19 protein-coding genes are annotated in these 17020 nt (G+C 42.8%); all 19 read left to right on the plus strand.

Annotation, left to right across the window (positions count from 1 at the left end; all coding sequences use genetic code 11):
• The first annotated feature begins 77 nt into the window (after positions 1–77).
• From O0550_RS04240 to O0550_RS04330, 19 genes are read left to right on the plus strand one after another with little or no spacing between them, the layout of a single operon-like run.
• Entirely contained in the window at positions 78–293 is a 216-nt protein-coding gene (locus O0550_RS04240; protein ID WP_003336917.1) for a flagellar FlbD family protein, read from the plus strand.
• 15 nt (positions 294–308) lie between these two features.
• Positions 309–758, plus strand: coding sequence for a flagellar basal body-associated FliL family protein (locus O0550_RS04245; RefSeq protein WP_003336918.1), 450 nt, complete (start codon positions 309–311; stop codon positions 756–758).
• A 55-nt stretch (positions 759–813) separates the two neighbouring features.
• Entirely contained in the window at positions 814–1809 is a 996-nt protein-coding gene (gene fliM, locus O0550_RS04250) for a flagellar motor switch protein FliM (RefSeq protein WP_003336919.1), read from the plus strand.
• Positions 1802–3175 carry a flagellar motor switch phosphatase FliY gene (gene fliY, locus O0550_RS04255; RefSeq protein ID WP_022584398.1) on the plus strand — a complete coding sequence of 458 codons (1374 nt, stop codon included), beginning with the start codon at positions 1802–1804 and terminating at the stop codon, positions 3173–3175. The genes fliM and fliY overlap by 8 nt, the downstream gene beginning before the upstream one ends.
• A gap of 26 nt (positions 3176–3201) precedes the next feature.
• On the plus strand, positions 3202–3564 hold the full coding sequence (locus O0550_RS04260) for a response regulator (RefSeq protein WP_003336921.1): 363 nt from the start codon (positions 3202–3204) through the stop codon (positions 3562–3564).
• A 6-nt stretch (positions 3565–3570) separates the two neighbouring features.
• Positions 3571–4242 (plus strand): flagellar biosynthetic protein FliO, encoded by a 672-nt coding sequence (locus O0550_RS04265; protein WP_003336922.1) that lies wholly within the window; start codon positions 3571–3573, stop codon positions 4240–4242.
• Positions 4243–4244: 2 nt separating this feature from the next.
• Positions 4245–5027, plus strand: a complete 783-nt coding sequence (fliP, locus tag O0550_RS04270; RefSeq protein WP_022584399.1) for a flagellar type III secretion system pore protein FliP — start codon at positions 4245–4247, stop codon at positions 5025–5027.
• A gap of 15 nt (positions 5028–5042) precedes the next feature.
• A complete protein-coding gene (gene fliQ, locus O0550_RS04275; RefSeq protein WP_003336924.1) occupies positions 5043–5312 on the plus strand; it encodes a flagellar biosynthesis protein FliQ in 270 nt (89 codons plus the stop codon).
• A gap of 3 nt (positions 5313–5315) precedes the next feature.
• Positions 5316–6095 (plus strand): flagellar biosynthetic protein FliR, encoded by a 780-nt coding sequence (gene fliR / locus O0550_RS04280; protein ID WP_003336925.1) that lies wholly within the window; start codon positions 5316–5318, stop codon positions 6093–6095.
• The gene (gene flhB / locus O0550_RS04285) at positions 6095–7195 is read left to right on the plus strand and encodes a flagellar biosynthesis protein FlhB (RefSeq protein ID WP_003336926.1); all 1101 of its coding nucleotides are present in this window, start codon (positions 6095–6097) and stop codon (positions 7193–7195) included. Before fliR ends, flhB begins: the two co-directional genes overlap by 1 nt.
• Positions 7196–7209: 14 nt before the next feature.
• Entirely contained in the window at positions 7210–9243 is a 2034-nt protein-coding gene (gene flhA / locus O0550_RS04290; protein ID WP_003341371.1) for a flagellar biosynthesis protein FlhA, read from the plus strand.
• A complete protein-coding gene (gene flhF / locus O0550_RS04295; RefSeq protein WP_181748007.1) occupies positions 9243–10868 on the plus strand; it encodes a flagellar biosynthesis GTPase FlhF in 1626 nt (541 codons plus the stop codon). Before flhA ends, flhF begins: the two co-directional genes overlap by 1 nt.
• Complete coding sequence (locus tag O0550_RS04300; RefSeq protein ID WP_258425679.1) at positions 10861–11751, plus strand: MinD/ParA family protein; 891 nt, start codon at positions 10861–10863, stop codon at positions 11749–11751. The genes flhF and O0550_RS04300 overlap by 8 nt, the downstream gene beginning before the upstream one ends.
• 44 nt (positions 11752–11795) lie before the next feature.
• Positions 11796–12938, plus strand: a complete 1143-nt coding sequence (locus tag O0550_RS04305) for a protein-glutamate methylesterase/protein-glutamine glutaminase (RefSeq protein ID WP_096886144.1) — start codon at positions 11796–11798, stop codon at positions 12936–12938.
• A gap of 19 nt (positions 12939–12957) precedes the next feature.
• Positions 12958–15015, plus strand: a complete 2058-nt coding sequence (locus O0550_RS04310) for a chemotaxis protein CheA (protein WP_003336932.1) — start codon at positions 12958–12960, stop codon at positions 15013–15015.
• A gap of 16 nt (positions 15016–15031) precedes the next feature.
• Entirely contained in the window at positions 15032–15508 is a 477-nt protein-coding gene (locus O0550_RS04315) for a chemotaxis protein CheW (protein WP_003336933.1), read from the plus strand.
• A 3-nt stretch (positions 15509–15511) separates the two neighbouring features.
• Positions 15512–16147: a chemotaxis protein CheC gene (locus O0550_RS04320; protein ID WP_003336934.1), complete on the plus strand. Its 636-nt coding sequence runs from the start codon at positions 15512–15514 to the stop codon at positions 16145–16147.
• A complete protein-coding gene (locus tag O0550_RS04325; RefSeq protein WP_022584404.1) occupies positions 16134–16619 on the plus strand; it encodes a chemotaxis protein CheD in 486 nt (161 codons plus the stop codon). Before O0550_RS04320 ends, O0550_RS04325 begins: the two co-directional genes overlap by 14 nt.
• Before the next feature lie 2 nt (positions 16620–16621).
• Positions 16622–17014, plus strand: a complete 393-nt coding sequence (locus O0550_RS04330) for a hypothetical protein (RefSeq protein WP_096886145.1) — start codon at positions 16622–16624, stop codon at positions 17012–17014.
• Positions 17015–17020 lie beyond the last annotated feature (6 nt).

Consider the following 17020-nt stretch of genomic DNA (forward strand, 5'->3'; position numbering starts at 1 on the left):
AGTAATCATCCGCATCACAACGATAAGGCAAGAGGAGGAATAACTCCTCCTCTGCCACCTTTGAAAGGAGTCGTTCGATGATTCGCTTGACCCGTTTTAACGGAAACACATTTTATTTAAACGCGGTTCATATTGAAGTAGTAGAAGCAACACCAGATACGATTATTACCTTAACCACTGGCAAAAAGTATCTGGTCAAAGAGACAGTCGAAGACATCATTCTTCAAATGAAGCAGTTCTATCAGGAATCGTATTTGGCAAAGACGCTTAAACAACCAGGCGAATCTAGCTAATAACGGGAGGCCGCTATGTTTCAAAATAAATTAGTAAATATGGCACTTATTATTCTAATTGCTATCACTCTGTTAGGTGTGGCAGCATTCTTTATGTACATGTACACGTTTGCTCCAGCAAAACAAACGAACGGAGCAGAGGTAGTAAAAGCATTAAATGCAGATGAAATGAAGGAATACTCGGTAGATACCGATGATATTACCACTAACCTCTTAACCAATAACTTCGTGGTAGTACGTTTTAGCATTACAGCAGACGGTAAAGAAGGCAAAGCTGAGCTAGAAAAAAGATTGCCGCAAGTAAAGCAGGTTATTATTAAAAGCTTGGCTGGATTAACTCCAGAGGATCTAAAAGGTACAGAAGGCATTAACAAGCTTGAGGCCAAAGTCCTAAATGATGTGAATTCAATTATGCAAGATGGTAGAATCATTCTTGTTAGCACAACGAACCTAAAAAAGACATAAGAGATGAGAAAAACGATGAGTGGGATGAAACAAAGCGCAAAAGGAGGTGACCGCCATGGCCGAGGTACTTTCACAAGGTGAGATAGACGCGTTATTAGCTGCTCTTTCCTCTGGAGAAATGGATGCTAATGAACTTAAAAAAGAAGATGCCGAGAAAAAAATCAAGGTATATGATTTTAAGCGAGCGCTTCGCTTCTCTAAGGATCAGATCCGCGGACTTACGCGAATTCACGAGAATTATGCCAGACTCTTAACTACCTATTTTTCAGCGCAGCTTCGGACCTTCGTGCAAATTAATGTCGCCTCTGTTGACCAGTTGCCTTACGACGAATTTATCCGATCTATACCGAAGATGACCATCCTAAATATCTTTGAGGCACCGCCTTTAGAAGGTAGAATGGTAATGGAAGTAAATCCAAATATCGCTTATGCGATGTTGGATCGATTATTGGGCGGTCAAGGAATGATCCCAGATAAAATGGGGGCATTGACCGAGATTGAAACGACCGTAATGGAACGCGTCTTCAGCAAGGCGCTAGATAGTTTTCACGAAGCTTGGAAACAAATTATCGAATTAGATCCATATTTGGAAGTTCTGGAAATGAATCCGCAATTTATGCAGATTGTTTCACCTAATGAAATTGTTGCTGTTATTTCCTTTAGCACCAAGATTGGTGATACGACAGGCATGATTAATCTTTGCTTGCCGCACGTGGTATTAGAACCGATCATGCCAAAATTATCAGGGCAATACTGGTTCTCAACACAACGACGACAACGAGATGAAGCAGAAAGACTGCTTTTAGAAGATCAAGTCAAAACTGCTAAATTGCCGATTTGTGCGGAACTAGGAACAAGCACCATCACCGTACGAGAATTTTTACAACTAACTCAAGGTGATGTCATTCAATTGGACCAAACCATCGATAACAGATTACATATCAAAGTGGGCGATTGCCTGAAATTCTACGGGCAGCCAGGTACATTAAAAGGTAAGGTAGCTGTACAAATCGATGAAGTGATAGAGGAGGGGGAGGAAAACTATGAGTAGAGATATGTTGTCTCAAGATGAGATTGATGCCTTGCTAAAAGCCAACGATAACCTCTCTGAGGAGCCAACACAAGTGGAGAACAGCATCGCCGATGTTGATGAATATCTCTCTCCCTTTGAGCAAGATGCTTTAGGTGAAATCGGTAATATTACGTTTGGCAGTGCAGCAACTGCATTATCTACTCTGCTAAGTCAAAAGGTAGATATTACGACACCAACAGTCTCCATCGTGAAGAGAAGTGAGTTAGTCGATGAATTTCCGCGACCGCATGTTGCGGTGCATGTTGAATATACGGATGGCTTTCAAGGTATCAACATGCTTGTTATTAAGGTAGCAGATGCCTCTGTCATTGCAGATTTAATGATGGGTGGCGATGGTCGAAATAATGCTCTTGAGCTATCAGAAATGCATTTGAGTGCTGTGCAGGAAGCAATGAACCAAATGATGGGCTCCGCCGCAACCTCGATGTCGACTATTTTTAATCAATTAGTGAACATTTCTCCTCCTGGGATTGATATGATGGACCTACAGAATGGGCAAGGAGAAGAAGGATTGCCTAGCGGTGAGGAGCTTGTCAAGATTTCCTTCCAAATTAAGGTTGGAGATCAAGGAGAGCTAATTGATTCTAACATTATGCAGCTTTTACCGATTAATTTTGCCAAACAAATGATTAGTCGTTTGATGGGAAGTGAAGGACCGGAGATGGTTGAGACATCAGCAACAGCTTCTATCATGCATGAAGCGTCCATGGATTTTGGAAAACCAGCAGTAGCTCCGCAAGGAACACCTGCAGCACAAGCACCAATGGCAGCATCAGCACCGCAACAGCCAGTTATGGAACAAACACCTGGTATGCCTATGGGGGCGGCTCCGAGTGGTTATGAACAACAACCACCGCATCCGTATCCGCCGCAACCAGCACCATATGGCTATCCGCCAAATCAAGGGTATGCTCCATATCCGTATCCATACCCGCCATATCCGCAGCCATATGCTCAGGCTCCACAACAGGCTGGGGGAGCGATTAACTCACCGGTAGCGGCAGCGAATGTTCAACCAGCACAATTTGCCCCATTCCAAGGGAATAATGCTGCTCAGTCAGATGAGCAGAACCTAGGGCTGCTATTGGATATTCCACTTCAGGTAACTGTAGAGTTGGGTCGTACAAAAAAACTAATTCGCGATATACTAGAGATGTCTGCTGGTTCTATTATTCAGTTAGACAAATTAGCGGGTGAGCCTGTTGATATATTAGTCAACAACAAGCTGATCGCAAAAGGTGAAGTCGTTGTCATTGACGAAAACTTCGGTGTGCGTGTAACCGATATAATTAGTCAATGGGATCGTGTACAGAAGTTACAATAAGCAGATCTTTAAGGAGGAACAGTAGGATGTCTAACAAAGTGTTAATCGTGGATGACGCAGCATTTATGAGAATGATGGTAAAGGAAATCTTGACGAAAAATGGTTTTACGGTTGTTGGGGAAGCAAGTGATGGTGCCCAAGCAGTTGAGAAGTATAAGGAGTTAGGTCCTGACTTAGTAACAATGGATATTACAATGCCAGAGATGGATGGTATCACAGCTTTGAAGGAAATTCGCAAGCTTGATCCTAATGCTCGTGTTATCATGTGTTCCGCAATGGGACAACAATCTATGGTTATCGATGCTATTCAGGCTGGTGCGAAAGACTTTATCGTAAAACCTTTCCAAGCGGATCGAGTAATCGAAGCCATCAAAAAGACGTTGAGCTAAACGATTATGAATGCAATGAACATTCGTAGTTTGTTCGTGGCAATGTTACTAGTTTTTGCTGTAGTAGCGCCTTCACCAACAGTGAGTTATGCGGAGGCAAAACAGACAGAAGGGTCAGCTTTTGACTGGTTACAGCAGGATGCAAAACAGGGAAAACAAGGGACTGGGGGAGAGTTATCTACGGATTCTCCAGTTCCAAAAAGCCCTAGTATTCTTGGGTATGTGGTCCAAATCGTCTTTTCATTAGCAGTAGTTGTCGGCCTAATCTATCTGTTGTTCAAATGGCTAGGAAAGAGACAAGCTGGCGGTTTTCGAGAAAGTGGCCCATTTCGAACTTTAGGAGGCTTTTCTCTTGGAACAGGTAAGTCCATTCAATTGGTGATGATTGGCGACTCGCTTTATGTGTTAGGCGTGGGGGAAAATATTCAGCTTATCCGGCAGATTCCGCCTGGTGATGAGTTGGATGTTATTTTGGCCGATATCGAGAATAAAACAACTCCTGACTGGTCATGGAATAAGCTTGGTCATTTGTTTCAAGCACAATCTAAGACTACATCCACGCACACTCAACAAACAGATGCCTCTTTTGATCAGCTACTGGACGAACAGTGGCGGGAAGTCTCCCATGCGGAGCAACAAAAGAATCAATGGGAACAGAACCGCCGCAAAGGGGATTAGTCATGAACAGATTTTTGCCACTTCTATTCATATGTGCAACGTTTCTTTGTTTGATGACCTATACACAGGTTGCTGAAGCAAGTACATCAGATGCAGCAGGACTTTTAACCAAAATTCCACAGGTAGAGTTTAAGATCGGCGGGGGAGCAGATACTCCTGAGAAAACAGCTTCTACGATTCAACTGCTGTTAATGTTCACGGTCTTAGCCTTAGCACCCAGCATCTTAATTTTAATGACTTGCTTTACGCGTATTGTAGTGGTGTTGTCGTTTGTACGTACGGCTTTAGCTACTCAACAAATGCCACCTAACCAGGTGATTGTGGGTATGGCGTTGTTCTTAACATTCTTCGTCATGGCGCCTACATTTCAAACCATTAACGATACCGCAGTAAAACCGTTGATGCAGGGGAAAATTACGGAGCAACAAGCGTTGGATAAAGCAGTTACTCCTCTAAAATCGTTTATGCTAAAGCAGACGAGACAAAAGGATTTAGCGTTATTTTTGCAATACTCGAAGTCTGAAAAACCAAAGTCAATAGAAGATGTATCTTTAGTAGCCTTGGTTCCTGCTTTTGCCATCAGCGAATTAAAAACAGCTTTTCAAATCGGTTTTATGTTGTTTATTCCATTTTTGGTTATCGATATGATTGTGGCTAGTATTTTGATGGGGATGGGGATGATGATGCTCCCGCCTGTCATGATTTCACTACCGTTTAAAATCCTGTTGTTTATCATGGTGGACGGCTGGTATCTCGTTGTGAAATCACTCTTTTTAAGCTTCTAGGAGGCCTGATGAAACATGACATCAGATATGATCTTACAAATTGCGCAATCCTCAGTATATACCATATTGATCGTGCTTGCCCCTATTTTGGGAATTGCGCTGTTAGTCGGGCTAATGGTGAGTATTTTTCAGGCAACAACACAAATTCAAGAACAAACGTTGGCGTTCATTCCCAAAATCGTAGCCGTGTTTCTTTCCTTGCTCATTTTTGGTCCATGGATGCTACGGATTGTCATTGAATTTACAGCAAATATCATGGGTAACCTGTACAGATTTGTGGGGTAGAATATGCAACTGATTGAAACGTTCTTGCCCATGTACCTGCTGGTATTTGTGCGAATTATTTCCTTTGTGGTATCGGCTCCACTATTTACGCAACGCGGTATGCCTAATCAGTTTAAGATTGGCTTCGCTGCTGCTATGGCGTTCATCAGTTTTGCCTATGTACCCATTTTGGATAAAATTCCGCTGGATATCACTTTTGCTGCTTATGTAGTAAAGGAAACGATCGTGGGCTTGTTATTGGGGTTCTTGCTACAGCTCATGTTTTCGGCTGTACGGGTAGCGGGTGGACTCATGGATTTGCAAATGGGTTTAGCTATGGCTAACGTTGTAGATCCGGCTACAGGTGCTTATGTACCAATTTCGGGTCGTTTGAAGGAAATCCTAGCTACCTTATATTTTTTGAGTATTAATGGACATCATTTGATGATTCAGGGCATTCTGAAAAGCTATCAGACCATCCCGATTAGCAAACTCGGAGTCTCGTTTTCTTCTGAAGCATTTGGAGAGTTTATGCTGAAGGCTATTTCGCAGATGTTTTTGAGCGCCTTCATGATGGCAATACCGATTGTTATTGCCTTATTTCTGGTAGACCTCTCTCTTGGTATTGTCGCCAAAACGGTTCCACAATTTAATATTTTTGTGGTAGGTCTTCCATTGAAACTGTTAATTAGCTTTTTAATGCTCATTTTCATCATGCCTGGATTCTTTTTAGTACTTAGTAATTATATTTCCAAGATGTTTCAGGCTATGGCGGAATTGATCTTGATTTTGGGAGGAGCATGATGAGTTATCCACGTTTTTTTGTGACAGTAGACTTGCAATTTTTTAACGGCGAAAAAACAGAAAAAGCAACTCCTCAAAAACGTCAGGATTCTCGCAAAAAAGGGCAGGTTGCCAAAAGTTCAGATTTGGCCCCCGCTTTTATGATCAGCTCCGTATTTTTTTTGTTGATGATCGCTGGCTCTTGGATGTTAGGCATCTTTGAAGGCATTCTACGCGAATCGTTGGGCAGTTATGCGACCTGGGAAGTAAATGCTGAAAATCTTCAGGTGATTACCCTGCAGGTCGTCAAGGAGGCAGCCAAGATTCTGGGTATGGTGTTTGGCGTCTGCATGTTGGTCGCGTTAGTGGTCAACTATTTGCAAGTCGGGGTGCTTTTCTCCTTAGAACCAATTCAATTTAAACTAGAAAAATTAAATCCAATCGAAGGCTTTAAGAAAATTTTTTCGATGCGGACTCTTGTTGAATTGTTTAAGTCTATTTTAAAGATTACAGCAGGAATGATTGTTGTTTACATGATTTTATGGGACATCAAGGATAAGATTCCACGGCTTTCCTTTTCCACAATCGAAGCAGTGCTAGAGTTTACAGGCTGGCAGGTCGTGAAGCTGGGGATTTCAGTCGGAATGCTGTTGGTTATCTTAGGATTCCTTGATTATCTATATCAACGCTACGAATATGAAAAGAATCTACGCATGTCCAAACAAGACATTAAAGATGAACATAAAAAAATGGAGGGTGACCCCCTCATCAAAAGTAAAATTAAAGAACGCCAAAGACAGATGGCCATGCGCCGCATGATGCAGGAAGTTCCTAACGCAGATGTCATTATTACCAACCCGACTCACTTTGCGGTAGCGATTAAGTATGATTCTGCTGAAATGATGGCGCCGACGGTGATTGCTAAAGGTCAGGATTTTTTAGCTTTGAAAATCCGAGAAATCGCCAAAAAGAACCGCGTAGTTACAATGGAGAACAAACCACTTGCGAGGGCATTGTACGCAAAGGTGGAGGTTGGTCAAACCATTCCAGAGGAACTGTTCAAAGCGGTAGCAGAGGTATTGGCCTATGTCTATAAACTTCAAGGTAAAGTGAAACGATGAAAGGAGGAGACGAGATGGGTGCAAAACAGTTGGGCATGATCATCTTCGTGTTAAGCATTGTCGTAATGATGGTAATCCCTTTACCATCCGGATTGTTAGATATGCTACTAATTGTTAATATATCGTTGGCCCTGGTTATCCTGCTCGTCTCGATGTATACCAAAGAGGCTCTGGAATTTTCCATCTTTCCTACATTATTGCTATTAACAACACTATTCCGGTTGGCTCTAAACGTTTCAACTACCCGTAACATCTTATCTACAGGTCAGGGTGGTACAGTTATCGAAGCGTTTGGAGATTTCGTAGTAGGTGGTAACGCTGTTATCGGTTTTGTTGTATTCCTAATCTTGATCATCATCCAGTTCATCGTTATCACGAAAGGTTCGGAACGTGTAGCGGAAGTTGCTGCTCGTTTTACATTAGATGCGATGCCAGGGAAGCAAATGAGTATTGATGCAGACCTAAATGCAGGAATGATTAGTGAACAAGATGCGAGACAGCGACGTCGTAAAATTGAACGAGAAGCAGACTTTTACGGCTCCATGGACGGGGCGAGTAAATTCGTAAAAGGGGATGCTATCGCAGGTATCGTTATCTTTATCGTCAATATTATTGGCGGTTTTATTATCGGGGTAGCTATACATAAATTAAGCTTTATGGAAGCTTTAAGTACCTTTACACTACTTTCGATTGGTGATGCCTTAGTAAGCCAGATTCCCGCGCTTCTGATTTCGACAGCAACAGGTATTATTGTAACACGTGCATCTTCGGAAGGCGGTTTAGGGGAAGATATCACAGAACAATTGTTCGCACATCCTAAATTGCTGTATGTGGTTGCTGCAGCGATGCTATTACTCGGATTGTTAACACCAATCAGCTTGCTTCCTACGGCTATCGTAGCAGTCATTTTATGTATTGCGGCAACGAGATTAACCAAACAGCAGAAGAGCGAATTGGCCGAATCCTTTACACAGGAAGAAGAGCAGCAGCTTGAGGAAGTTCGAAGTCCAGAGAGTGTGGTTAATCTTCTACAGGTTGATCCGATTGAGTTTGAATTTGGCTATGGGTTAATTCCGTTAGCGGATACGAAGCAGGGTGGAGATTTACTCGATCGAGTCATTATGATCCGTCGCCAGTGCGCCCTTGAATTAGGACTAGTTGTTCCCGTTATCCGTATTCGGGATAACATTCAACTGAAGCCGAATGAATACATCATCAAAATCAAAGGCAACGTGATTGCTACGGGTGAGATTTTAATGGATCACTATCTGGCAATGAGTCCTGGATTTGAGGATGAATCCGTGGAGGGTATCCCTACGATGGAACCGGCGTTTGGCCTACCAGCTCTTTGGGTTTCTGAGGAAAATAAAGAGATGGCTGAGCTATCTGGCTATACGGTTGTCGATCCGCCATCCGTAGTTGCTACCCATCTAACAGAGATTATTAAACGCCACGCTCATGAATTACTCGGACGTCAGGAGACACGAGCGTTAATTGATAACATACGTGAAACAGCACCAGTGTTAGTAGATGAATTAATCCCATCCTTGCTTTCAATTGGTGACGTTCAGAAGGTTCTACAGAAACTATTAAAAGAAAAAATTTCGATTCGTAATCTTCCAATCATTTTGGAAGCATTGGCTGATCATGCTATGTTCTCTAAGGACCCAGAGGTATTGACTGAATATGTGAGACAGGCATTAGCTAGACAAATTACTTTACAGTTTACACAGCCTGGAGAACCGCTCCGAGTCATTACGGCAGGTCCAAGTTTGGAAAAAACCATCTCCGAGAGTGTTGAGCAATCTGAACAAGGCAGTTACCTAGCTATGGACCCGGATACCTCTCAACGCATCTACCAAAGTGTATCTGAGCAAGTAAATCGTATGGTAAATATGGGTCAACAGCCTGTTATTCTATCTTCTCCTATGACTCGCATGTATTTGCGACAATTGATGGAGCGCATGTTGCCTGACATTCCTGTTCTGTCGTACAGTGAATTAGAGCCTCATGTTGAAGTGCAGAGTGTAGGAGTGGTGAATGTATAATGAAAGTCAAACGATACTTGGTTGAATCAATGCCAGAGGCCTTAGAAAAGATTCGTGTCGAACTCGGGAAAGATGCTGTCATTTTAAATACGAAGCAAGTTAAGACAGGCGGCTTCATGGGGCTGTTTAAAAAACAGCAAATCGAAGTGATCGCAGCAGCGGAAACCAAGGAAGAAAAGCAGGCTCCAGCAAAGCCTGCTACTTCCGTTCCTAAACTGGATAGGCAAGAGACTGTGAACTCATTGGTAGGCAAGCAAGGGTATCAAGCGCCTAAAAACAATGAGCAACCCTCTGTTGGACAGAGTCCCAAGGTTATCCAAACAGCTTCTCAGCCCAACACAGCTCCTCACGCAAGTCCAAAAGAGGAGCTATTGGTAACTCCAGCACAAAATGGAGATGCCGTGCAGCCAGAGGGGCAACCCAAGTCATTGGCAGGAGCGCTTGCAGCCATCCGTTATCAACAAACAATAAATACCTTTACAGATTCTAATCCACAAGCGAGTACAGGATTACCGAAGTCAACTCCAGTTCAAACTCCACTAGTGCGGGAGCGAGAGGAAGACACGGGACTCATAGCAACATCAGGAGAGGTGACCTCTACTCCTAGCGCAGAAGAGTCTTCGTTGCCAGATCATTCTCAGAGCTTGGCATCCTCTTTATCCATGAATCAGACTGGGACTTCTGTTTCTACAGAAAAAGCGCATCAAGAGAAACGACTTGATCAAGCAACAGGTATGCAAGAATATCGGGATATGATTGGGGAGCTAAAAGATATGAGAGTAATGCTCCACAAGCTCTTGTTTGCTAAACAGGCCAGTGAGCAATTACCTCCATCCCTTACCGAATGGCGAGAGAAGCTTTTACATAATGAAATGCAAGAAAGCACGATTGCTACACTATTGCATGATATTTTGCTAGAGCTATCTGATCCATATCATGCTACCCAAGAAGAAGTAGACAGCTTGATGAGACAAAGGATAGCCGAACGAATCGCTAAGCATGTACCTGATGAAACCAAAACAAAGAATCCTAAAAAATATCTATTCTTTTTTGGACCAACAGGAGTGGGTAAAACCACGACAATTGCCAAGCTGGCAGCATGGCATATGTTAAAGGAAAAACGAAAGGTAGGGTTTATTACGGCCGATACCTATCGAATTGCAGCAGTAGAGCAGTTAAAGACATACGCCAATATCTTAAATGTACCATTAGAAGTCGTTTTCTCTGCAAATGAAATGGAGAATGCCTTGGACAAAATGCAGGGTTATGATCTGATTTTCATTGACACAGCGGGACGTAACTATCGAAATGATGAATTTGTAAGCAAAATAAAAGAGTATTTACAATGGGAAGAAATGAGCGAGCATTTACTAGTCATGAGTCTAACCTCCAAATTTGCGGACATGCAGGCAATCATGGAGCAGTTTAAGAACGTGCCTATCTCGCAGGTTATTTTAACAAAAGCTGATGAAACACTACATTATGGACCCATCTTGTCGTTACTTGAGCAATTTGATCTTCCTCTTTCTTATTTGACTACAGGACAAAATGTTCCTGACGATATTGAAGTCATCACAACGGAGAAACTGACCAAGTTGATCGTGGGGGAAGAGGCATATGCATGATCAAGCTCAAAAGCTGCGAGAACAGTTTCAACGGAAGAAGCAAGCATATGAAGCAAAGATAGAGACGCGCAAAACGCGACTCGTAGCCGTTACTAGCGGAAAGGGTGGCGTTGGTAAATCAAATGTCACGCTTAATTTAGCCCTAGGTCTCATGGAGCAAGGCAAGAAGGTTCTTGTATTTGATGTTGATCTAGGCTTAGCTAATCTTGACGTTTTAATGGGGGTTACTCCTAAGAAACACTTATTTCATCTTCTTGAAGCAGACCATACTGTATGGGACATCATTGAAAAAGGTCCTAAAGGTCTGGAATTCATTGCAGGTGGCTCAGGCTTTAGCGAAATGTCTCGACTCCAAGATTCGGAATTGAGCAAGGTTTTTGATGAATTGGGAAAATTACAAGGTTATGCCGATATTATCCTTTTTGATACAGGGGCTGGACTTAGCAAAGAATCTTTGCAATTTCTAATGGCATCTGATGAAATTTTGCTGGTGACCACACCTGAGCCACCAGCTATCACGGATGCATATGCCATGATGAAGATGGTTCATTTGCAAAAACCTGATGCTAACATCAAGTTAATAATAAATCGTACTTCAACAACACGGGAAGGTCAGCAAACCGCTGATAAGCTGATTACAGTAGCCCAACGTTTTTTGGAATTTCCTATAGGAGTACTTGGAATATTGCCGGACGACCCGTATGTTTCAAAGGCAGTAAAGCAGCAGCACCCCCTTTTACTCGTTTATCCACAGTCTCAGATGGCAAAAGGCATTCGCCAACTGGCTGCAAAATATACTGCCCAGCTCAACCCTTCTTCAACAGATCAGGAAGAGCAAGGTGGATTTAAAGGATTTCTTGCTAAATTAAGAAAGTGGATGTAAACAGATGGTGTAAACGATTGAAGTGACTAGAAGGGAGCGGTAACATGATGAAAATTAAAGTACTAGTGGCAGACGATTCCGCTTTCATGCGCAAGGTCATTTCTGACATTTTGACAAGCGATCCCAACATTGAAGTGGTGGCTCGTGCTCGAAATGGAATGGAATGCTTAGAAAAAGTAAGAGAACTACAGCCAGATGTGGTTACGCTTGATGTGGAAATGCCTATTTTAGATGGACTTGCAACATTAGAGAGGCTGATGGTAGAGCATCCACTGCCTGTTGTCATGTTGAGTAGCTTGACTAAAGAAGGAGCGGATGCCACTTTAAAAGCGCTGGAGTTAGGTGCTTTTGATTTTATTGGCAAACCCTCTGGGCCCATTTCCTTAGACATCCATAAAGTTGGCAAACAGCTTGTCGAACTCGTGAAGGAAGCTGCGGCAGCAAAGGGACGTTTCAGGCAAAAACAAATAGCTCCAATCGCGAAAGCTCCTGTTAAAAAACCACTAACAGAGCCAAAGAAAAAGCTATTTCAAACAGAAAAGACGAATGAGCAAGTCCTTCCTACGAAAGAAAGTATGGGAGTGCAACATACGGAATTGACGGATAAGTCAGGGACGAAGGTTGTGTTCTTAGGAACATCCACAGGGGGACCTCGTGCTTTACAAACTTTATTAACTCAGATACCTGCTTATTTTCCAGCGCCGATATTAATTGTGCAGCATATGCCACCAGGGTTTACGAAAAGTTTGGCCCAACGCCTAGATAGCATGTGCCAAATCACAGTAAAGGAAGCAACTGACGGAGAAGAAGTGAAGGCAGGTATAGCTTATATCGCACCGGGAGGCTATCATATGGAAGCCATGCAGCCATCCGGTGGAAAAATCATCATTAAATTACATCAAGAGGCGCCACGTGGCGGTCACCGTCCGTCCGTTGACGTTTTGTTTGAATCAGCGAGCAAACTTACGCATACAAGGCAGTGGGCGGTCATTTTGACTGGCATGGGAGCTGATGGGACAGCGGGCTTACGACAGATGAAGGAAGCTCATCACGTCGTAGGATTGATAGAAGATCAAAGTAGTTGTGTCGTGTTCGGAATGCCACGTGCAGCCATTCAAGCTGGATTAGCGGATCATATTGTTCCACTGGACCACATGGCAGAGACGTTAGTTCGACTCGTAACATGATGGGGGAGGTTATAGATACATGGATATGAATCAATATCTTGATATGTTTATTGAAGAATCCAAGGAACATTTGCAGGCGATTAACTCCAATCTGTTGACTCTGGAGACCGATCCGCATGACATTGGAATCGTTAATGAAATTTTTCGTTCAGCTCACACCTTAAAGGGAATGGCAGCAACGATGGGCTTTGAAGATTTGGCCAGCTTAACACACGAAATGGAAAACGTGCTTGATTTGATCCGTAATCAGAAGCTAATGATTACAACCGACATCATGGACGTCATTTTCAAAAGTGTAGACATTATGGAAGGTATGGTTCAAAACATCATGGAAGGTGGCGACGGGGCCGCTGATGTTAGCTCATTAGTAGGAGTCCTTCGTTCCATAGTGGCAGGAGATTTTAACGAAGCATCCTCTGAACCTACCGCTACAATAGCTGAGGATGACGACTCTGATGCAGAAACCAATGATCAGGTCGAAGAAGCTCAAGCTGTAACACGTGACTATCAGCTAGATGATTATGCGATCACAATTATGCGTCAATCGCAGGAAACAGGAAACAATTTATATTGGATTCGTGTTAGCCTGCAAGCAGAATGTGTACTAAAAGCAGCGCGTGCTTATATGGTATTTGACCAACTGGACACACATGGAGAGGTAATCAAGTCAACTCCTTCCGTAGAAGAGATTGAAAATGAAAAATTTGATAGATCCTTTGAGGTTGTTTATATCACTTCAAAATCTTTAGAAGAGATCCATAAAGCAATCAGCAATATCTCTGAAATCGAGGAGGTTTTGATTGAGGAGATTAACTTGGCAGCGGGGGACAAGGAAGTAGCTGCGGCAGCTCCTGCCCAGGAAGTTGCTAAGCCTGAAAAAGAGCAAAAGCCGGCAACCCCAGCAGCTCCTGCGAAAAGACCTGCTGCTAGCAAAACCATCCGTGTAGATATTGAACGTCTAGACATCTTAATGAATTTGTTTAGCGAGCTAGTTATTGATCGCGGACGCTTAGAGCAGTTAGCCAGAGAAATCGGTAAAACAGAGCTGCATGAAACAGTGGAACACATGAGCCGGATTAGCGGTGATCTACAAAATATCATCCTAACCATGCGTATGGTTCCAGTAGAGCAGGTATTCAACCGATTCCCTCGGATGGTTCGAGATTTGGCTAAGGAATTAAACAAGAAGGTAAATCTAGAGATTTTTGGGGCTGAAACGGAGCTTGATCGTACTGTAATTGATGAAATTGGCGATCCACTTGTTCATCTATTGCGTAACTCTATCGACCATGGACTAGAATCTCCTGAGAAGCGTAAACAATCTGGTAAGCCAGAGGAGGGTGTGGTTCAGCTAAAAGCGTATCATAGCGGTAACCACGTCTTTATTGAAGTACGTGACGATGGAGCAGGTATTGACAAGGATAAGGTACGTAACAAAGCGATCAGCCGTGGAGTAGTAAGTGCCGCTGTTGCAGAAACGATGACGGACAGACAGATATTTGAACTTTTATTCTCGTCTGGATTTAGTACGGCTGACGTAGTATCTGACATCTCAGGACGCGGTGTAGGTCTTGATGTTGTTAAAACGAAGATTGAATCACTAGGTGGCTCCGTATCAGTTGATTCAGCGCCAAATGAAGGCTCTGTGTTCCGTATTCAGCTACCGCTGACCCTTTCTATTATTTCTGCAATGCTAGTTCAGGTTGAAAATGAGAAGTATGCGGTTCCGTTAAGCTCCATTATTGAGACTGCTGTCTTCAAGAAAAGCGAAATCATGATGGCTCATCGTCAACAAGTGATTGACTTCCGAGGACGTATTGTACCTCTTGTGTCTCTCAAAGAAATTTTCCAAATTCCATCTAATGGAAAAGCTCGTGAAGACGAAGTGGCTGTCGTTATTGTTCGCAAAGGGGAAAAAATGGCTGGCTTAGTTGTTGATTCCTTTATTGGACAACAAGAAATCGTGCTGAAATCGCTAGGCAAGTATCTAGTCAATGTCTTTGCCATTTCCGGAGCAACGATCTTAGGTGATGGACAGGTCGCATTAATTCTCGATTGCAATGCCTTAATTAAGTAGGTAGGAGGTCATGAGTATGTTGGATATGAATGCAGCATCTGAAGAAGTAAAAGTAATTATTTTTCGATTGGTAGACGAAGAGTACGGTGTAGAGGTTCAGCAGGTTAGATCGATTGAGAAACTGGAACATATTACCCGCGTACCTCGCACACCAGAGTTTGTAAAGGGTGTTATCAATTTACGTGGTGTGGTTACACCTATTATTGATTTACGCAGTCGTTTTCAATTGGCCGAAACAGAATGCACAGAAGCTACACGGGTGATTATCGTAGCTGTAGACGAACTAGAAGTTGGACTAATTGTTGATTCTGCAAACGACGTGGTTGATATCCCTGTTAATGCAATCGAACCGCCACCAGCCGTGGTTGGCGGAGTTGAAGCAACCTATTTACGTGGTGTAGCTAAATTAGAAAAACGTCTACTGATCTTATTAAATCTAGATAAAGTGTTGAGTACAGAAGAGATTAAACAATTGGATTCGTTTGAGGTTTAGTCTATGACTCATATTAAGAAATTAGGCGAATTTCAATTAGATGTGCTTCGTGAGGTAGGTAATATTGGGGCTGGTCATGCAACCACGGCACTTTCGCAATTGATTCAAAAAGAAATCGACATGACTGTTCCACAAGTAAAAATCATCTCTTTCCAGGAAATTGCAGATTTCCTGGGTGGAGATGAAGTGGTGGTAATTGCAGTCTTTTTACGTGTAGAAGGCGATTGCCCTGGAAATATGTTTTTTATTATAGATATTCCTTCCGCTAAAAATCTATTGCAGCATCTGCTGGGGATTGTGCCACAAGAAGAGCAGGAAGAGATCTTTAGTGAGATGGAATTATCGGCTTTGCATGAGATCGGCAACATTATGGCTGGTTCTTATCTGTCATCACTGGCTGATTTTACGAAGCTCAATATGCAACCGACTGTACCTGCTCTTGCGATTGATATGGCAGGCGCTCTTTTGAGCTATGGACTTATTGAACTAGGTCGGGCTGGTGATTTTGCTTTAACGATCGACACAGCTTTTATGGAAGGCAACGAAAAAATGCAAGGTCACTTTTTCCTCATCCCAGATCCGGATTCATTTGCAACATTATTCCAAGCATTAGGGGTCCCGTTAGATGGAAATTATTAAAGTTGGAATGGCAGACGCAGGAGTAGCTAGTTCCCCCAACCATATTCGCACGACAGGCTTAGGTTCTTGCGTTGGGGTTGTACTTTATGATCGTAGTACTAAAATTGCGGGGATGGCACATGTCATGTTACCGGATTCAAGCCTAGGGAAAAATACAGAGACCAATCATTTGAAATATGCTGATACAGCAATTCCTGAATTAGTTGAACGAATGAAGAAACTGGGAGCCCAAACCCGTCATATGACGGCTAAGTTAGCTGGAGGCGCCCAAATGTTTACCTTTCTTTCTACCAACGATGCAATGAGAATTGGACCGCGGAATGTGGAGGCGTGCAAAGTAGCTTTAAAACAATTCTCCATTCAGATTATTGCAGAGGATACTGGTGGAAATTGCGGACGAACTATTGAAGTTGATGCGGAAACCGGGGTATTGCAAATCCGGACCGTAAATCAAGGAACTAAGGAAGTATAACCATGAACCAAACCGTGAAAAGAAGTCTTTGGTTAGGATGCATTGCATTTCTACTAACGTTTTTGGCTGCCATTACTGGCAATTTGTTTGTTGTATCGTTTTATCGTGGAGTTTTGGCTTTTCTGGTTATTTTTATCATCGCCTTTCTTGTTCAGTGGGTATTATCCATTCTTTTTCCAAAAGAAGATCCTATCGAGCTGGAGGATACAGATGGTGACGAGGAAGTAGCAGCAGGGGAAGAGCAGGAAGCTGCTACCGATCAGGAAGAAACGAACGAGTCTTTACATCCAGAAGAAGAGTTTATTCCATTAAAAGTAGAGCGTGCAGAAGCTGAATCTGCAGAGCATGACCCAAAATTAATTGCCCAAACGTTAAGAAGATTTACTGATGAGTAAAAGGCA

It is taken from the genome of Brevibacillus halotolerans, assembly GCF_026891775.1.
Classification (GTDB): domain Bacteria; phylum Bacillota; class Bacilli; order Brevibacillales; family Brevibacillaceae; genus Brevibacillus_B; species Brevibacillus_B halotolerans.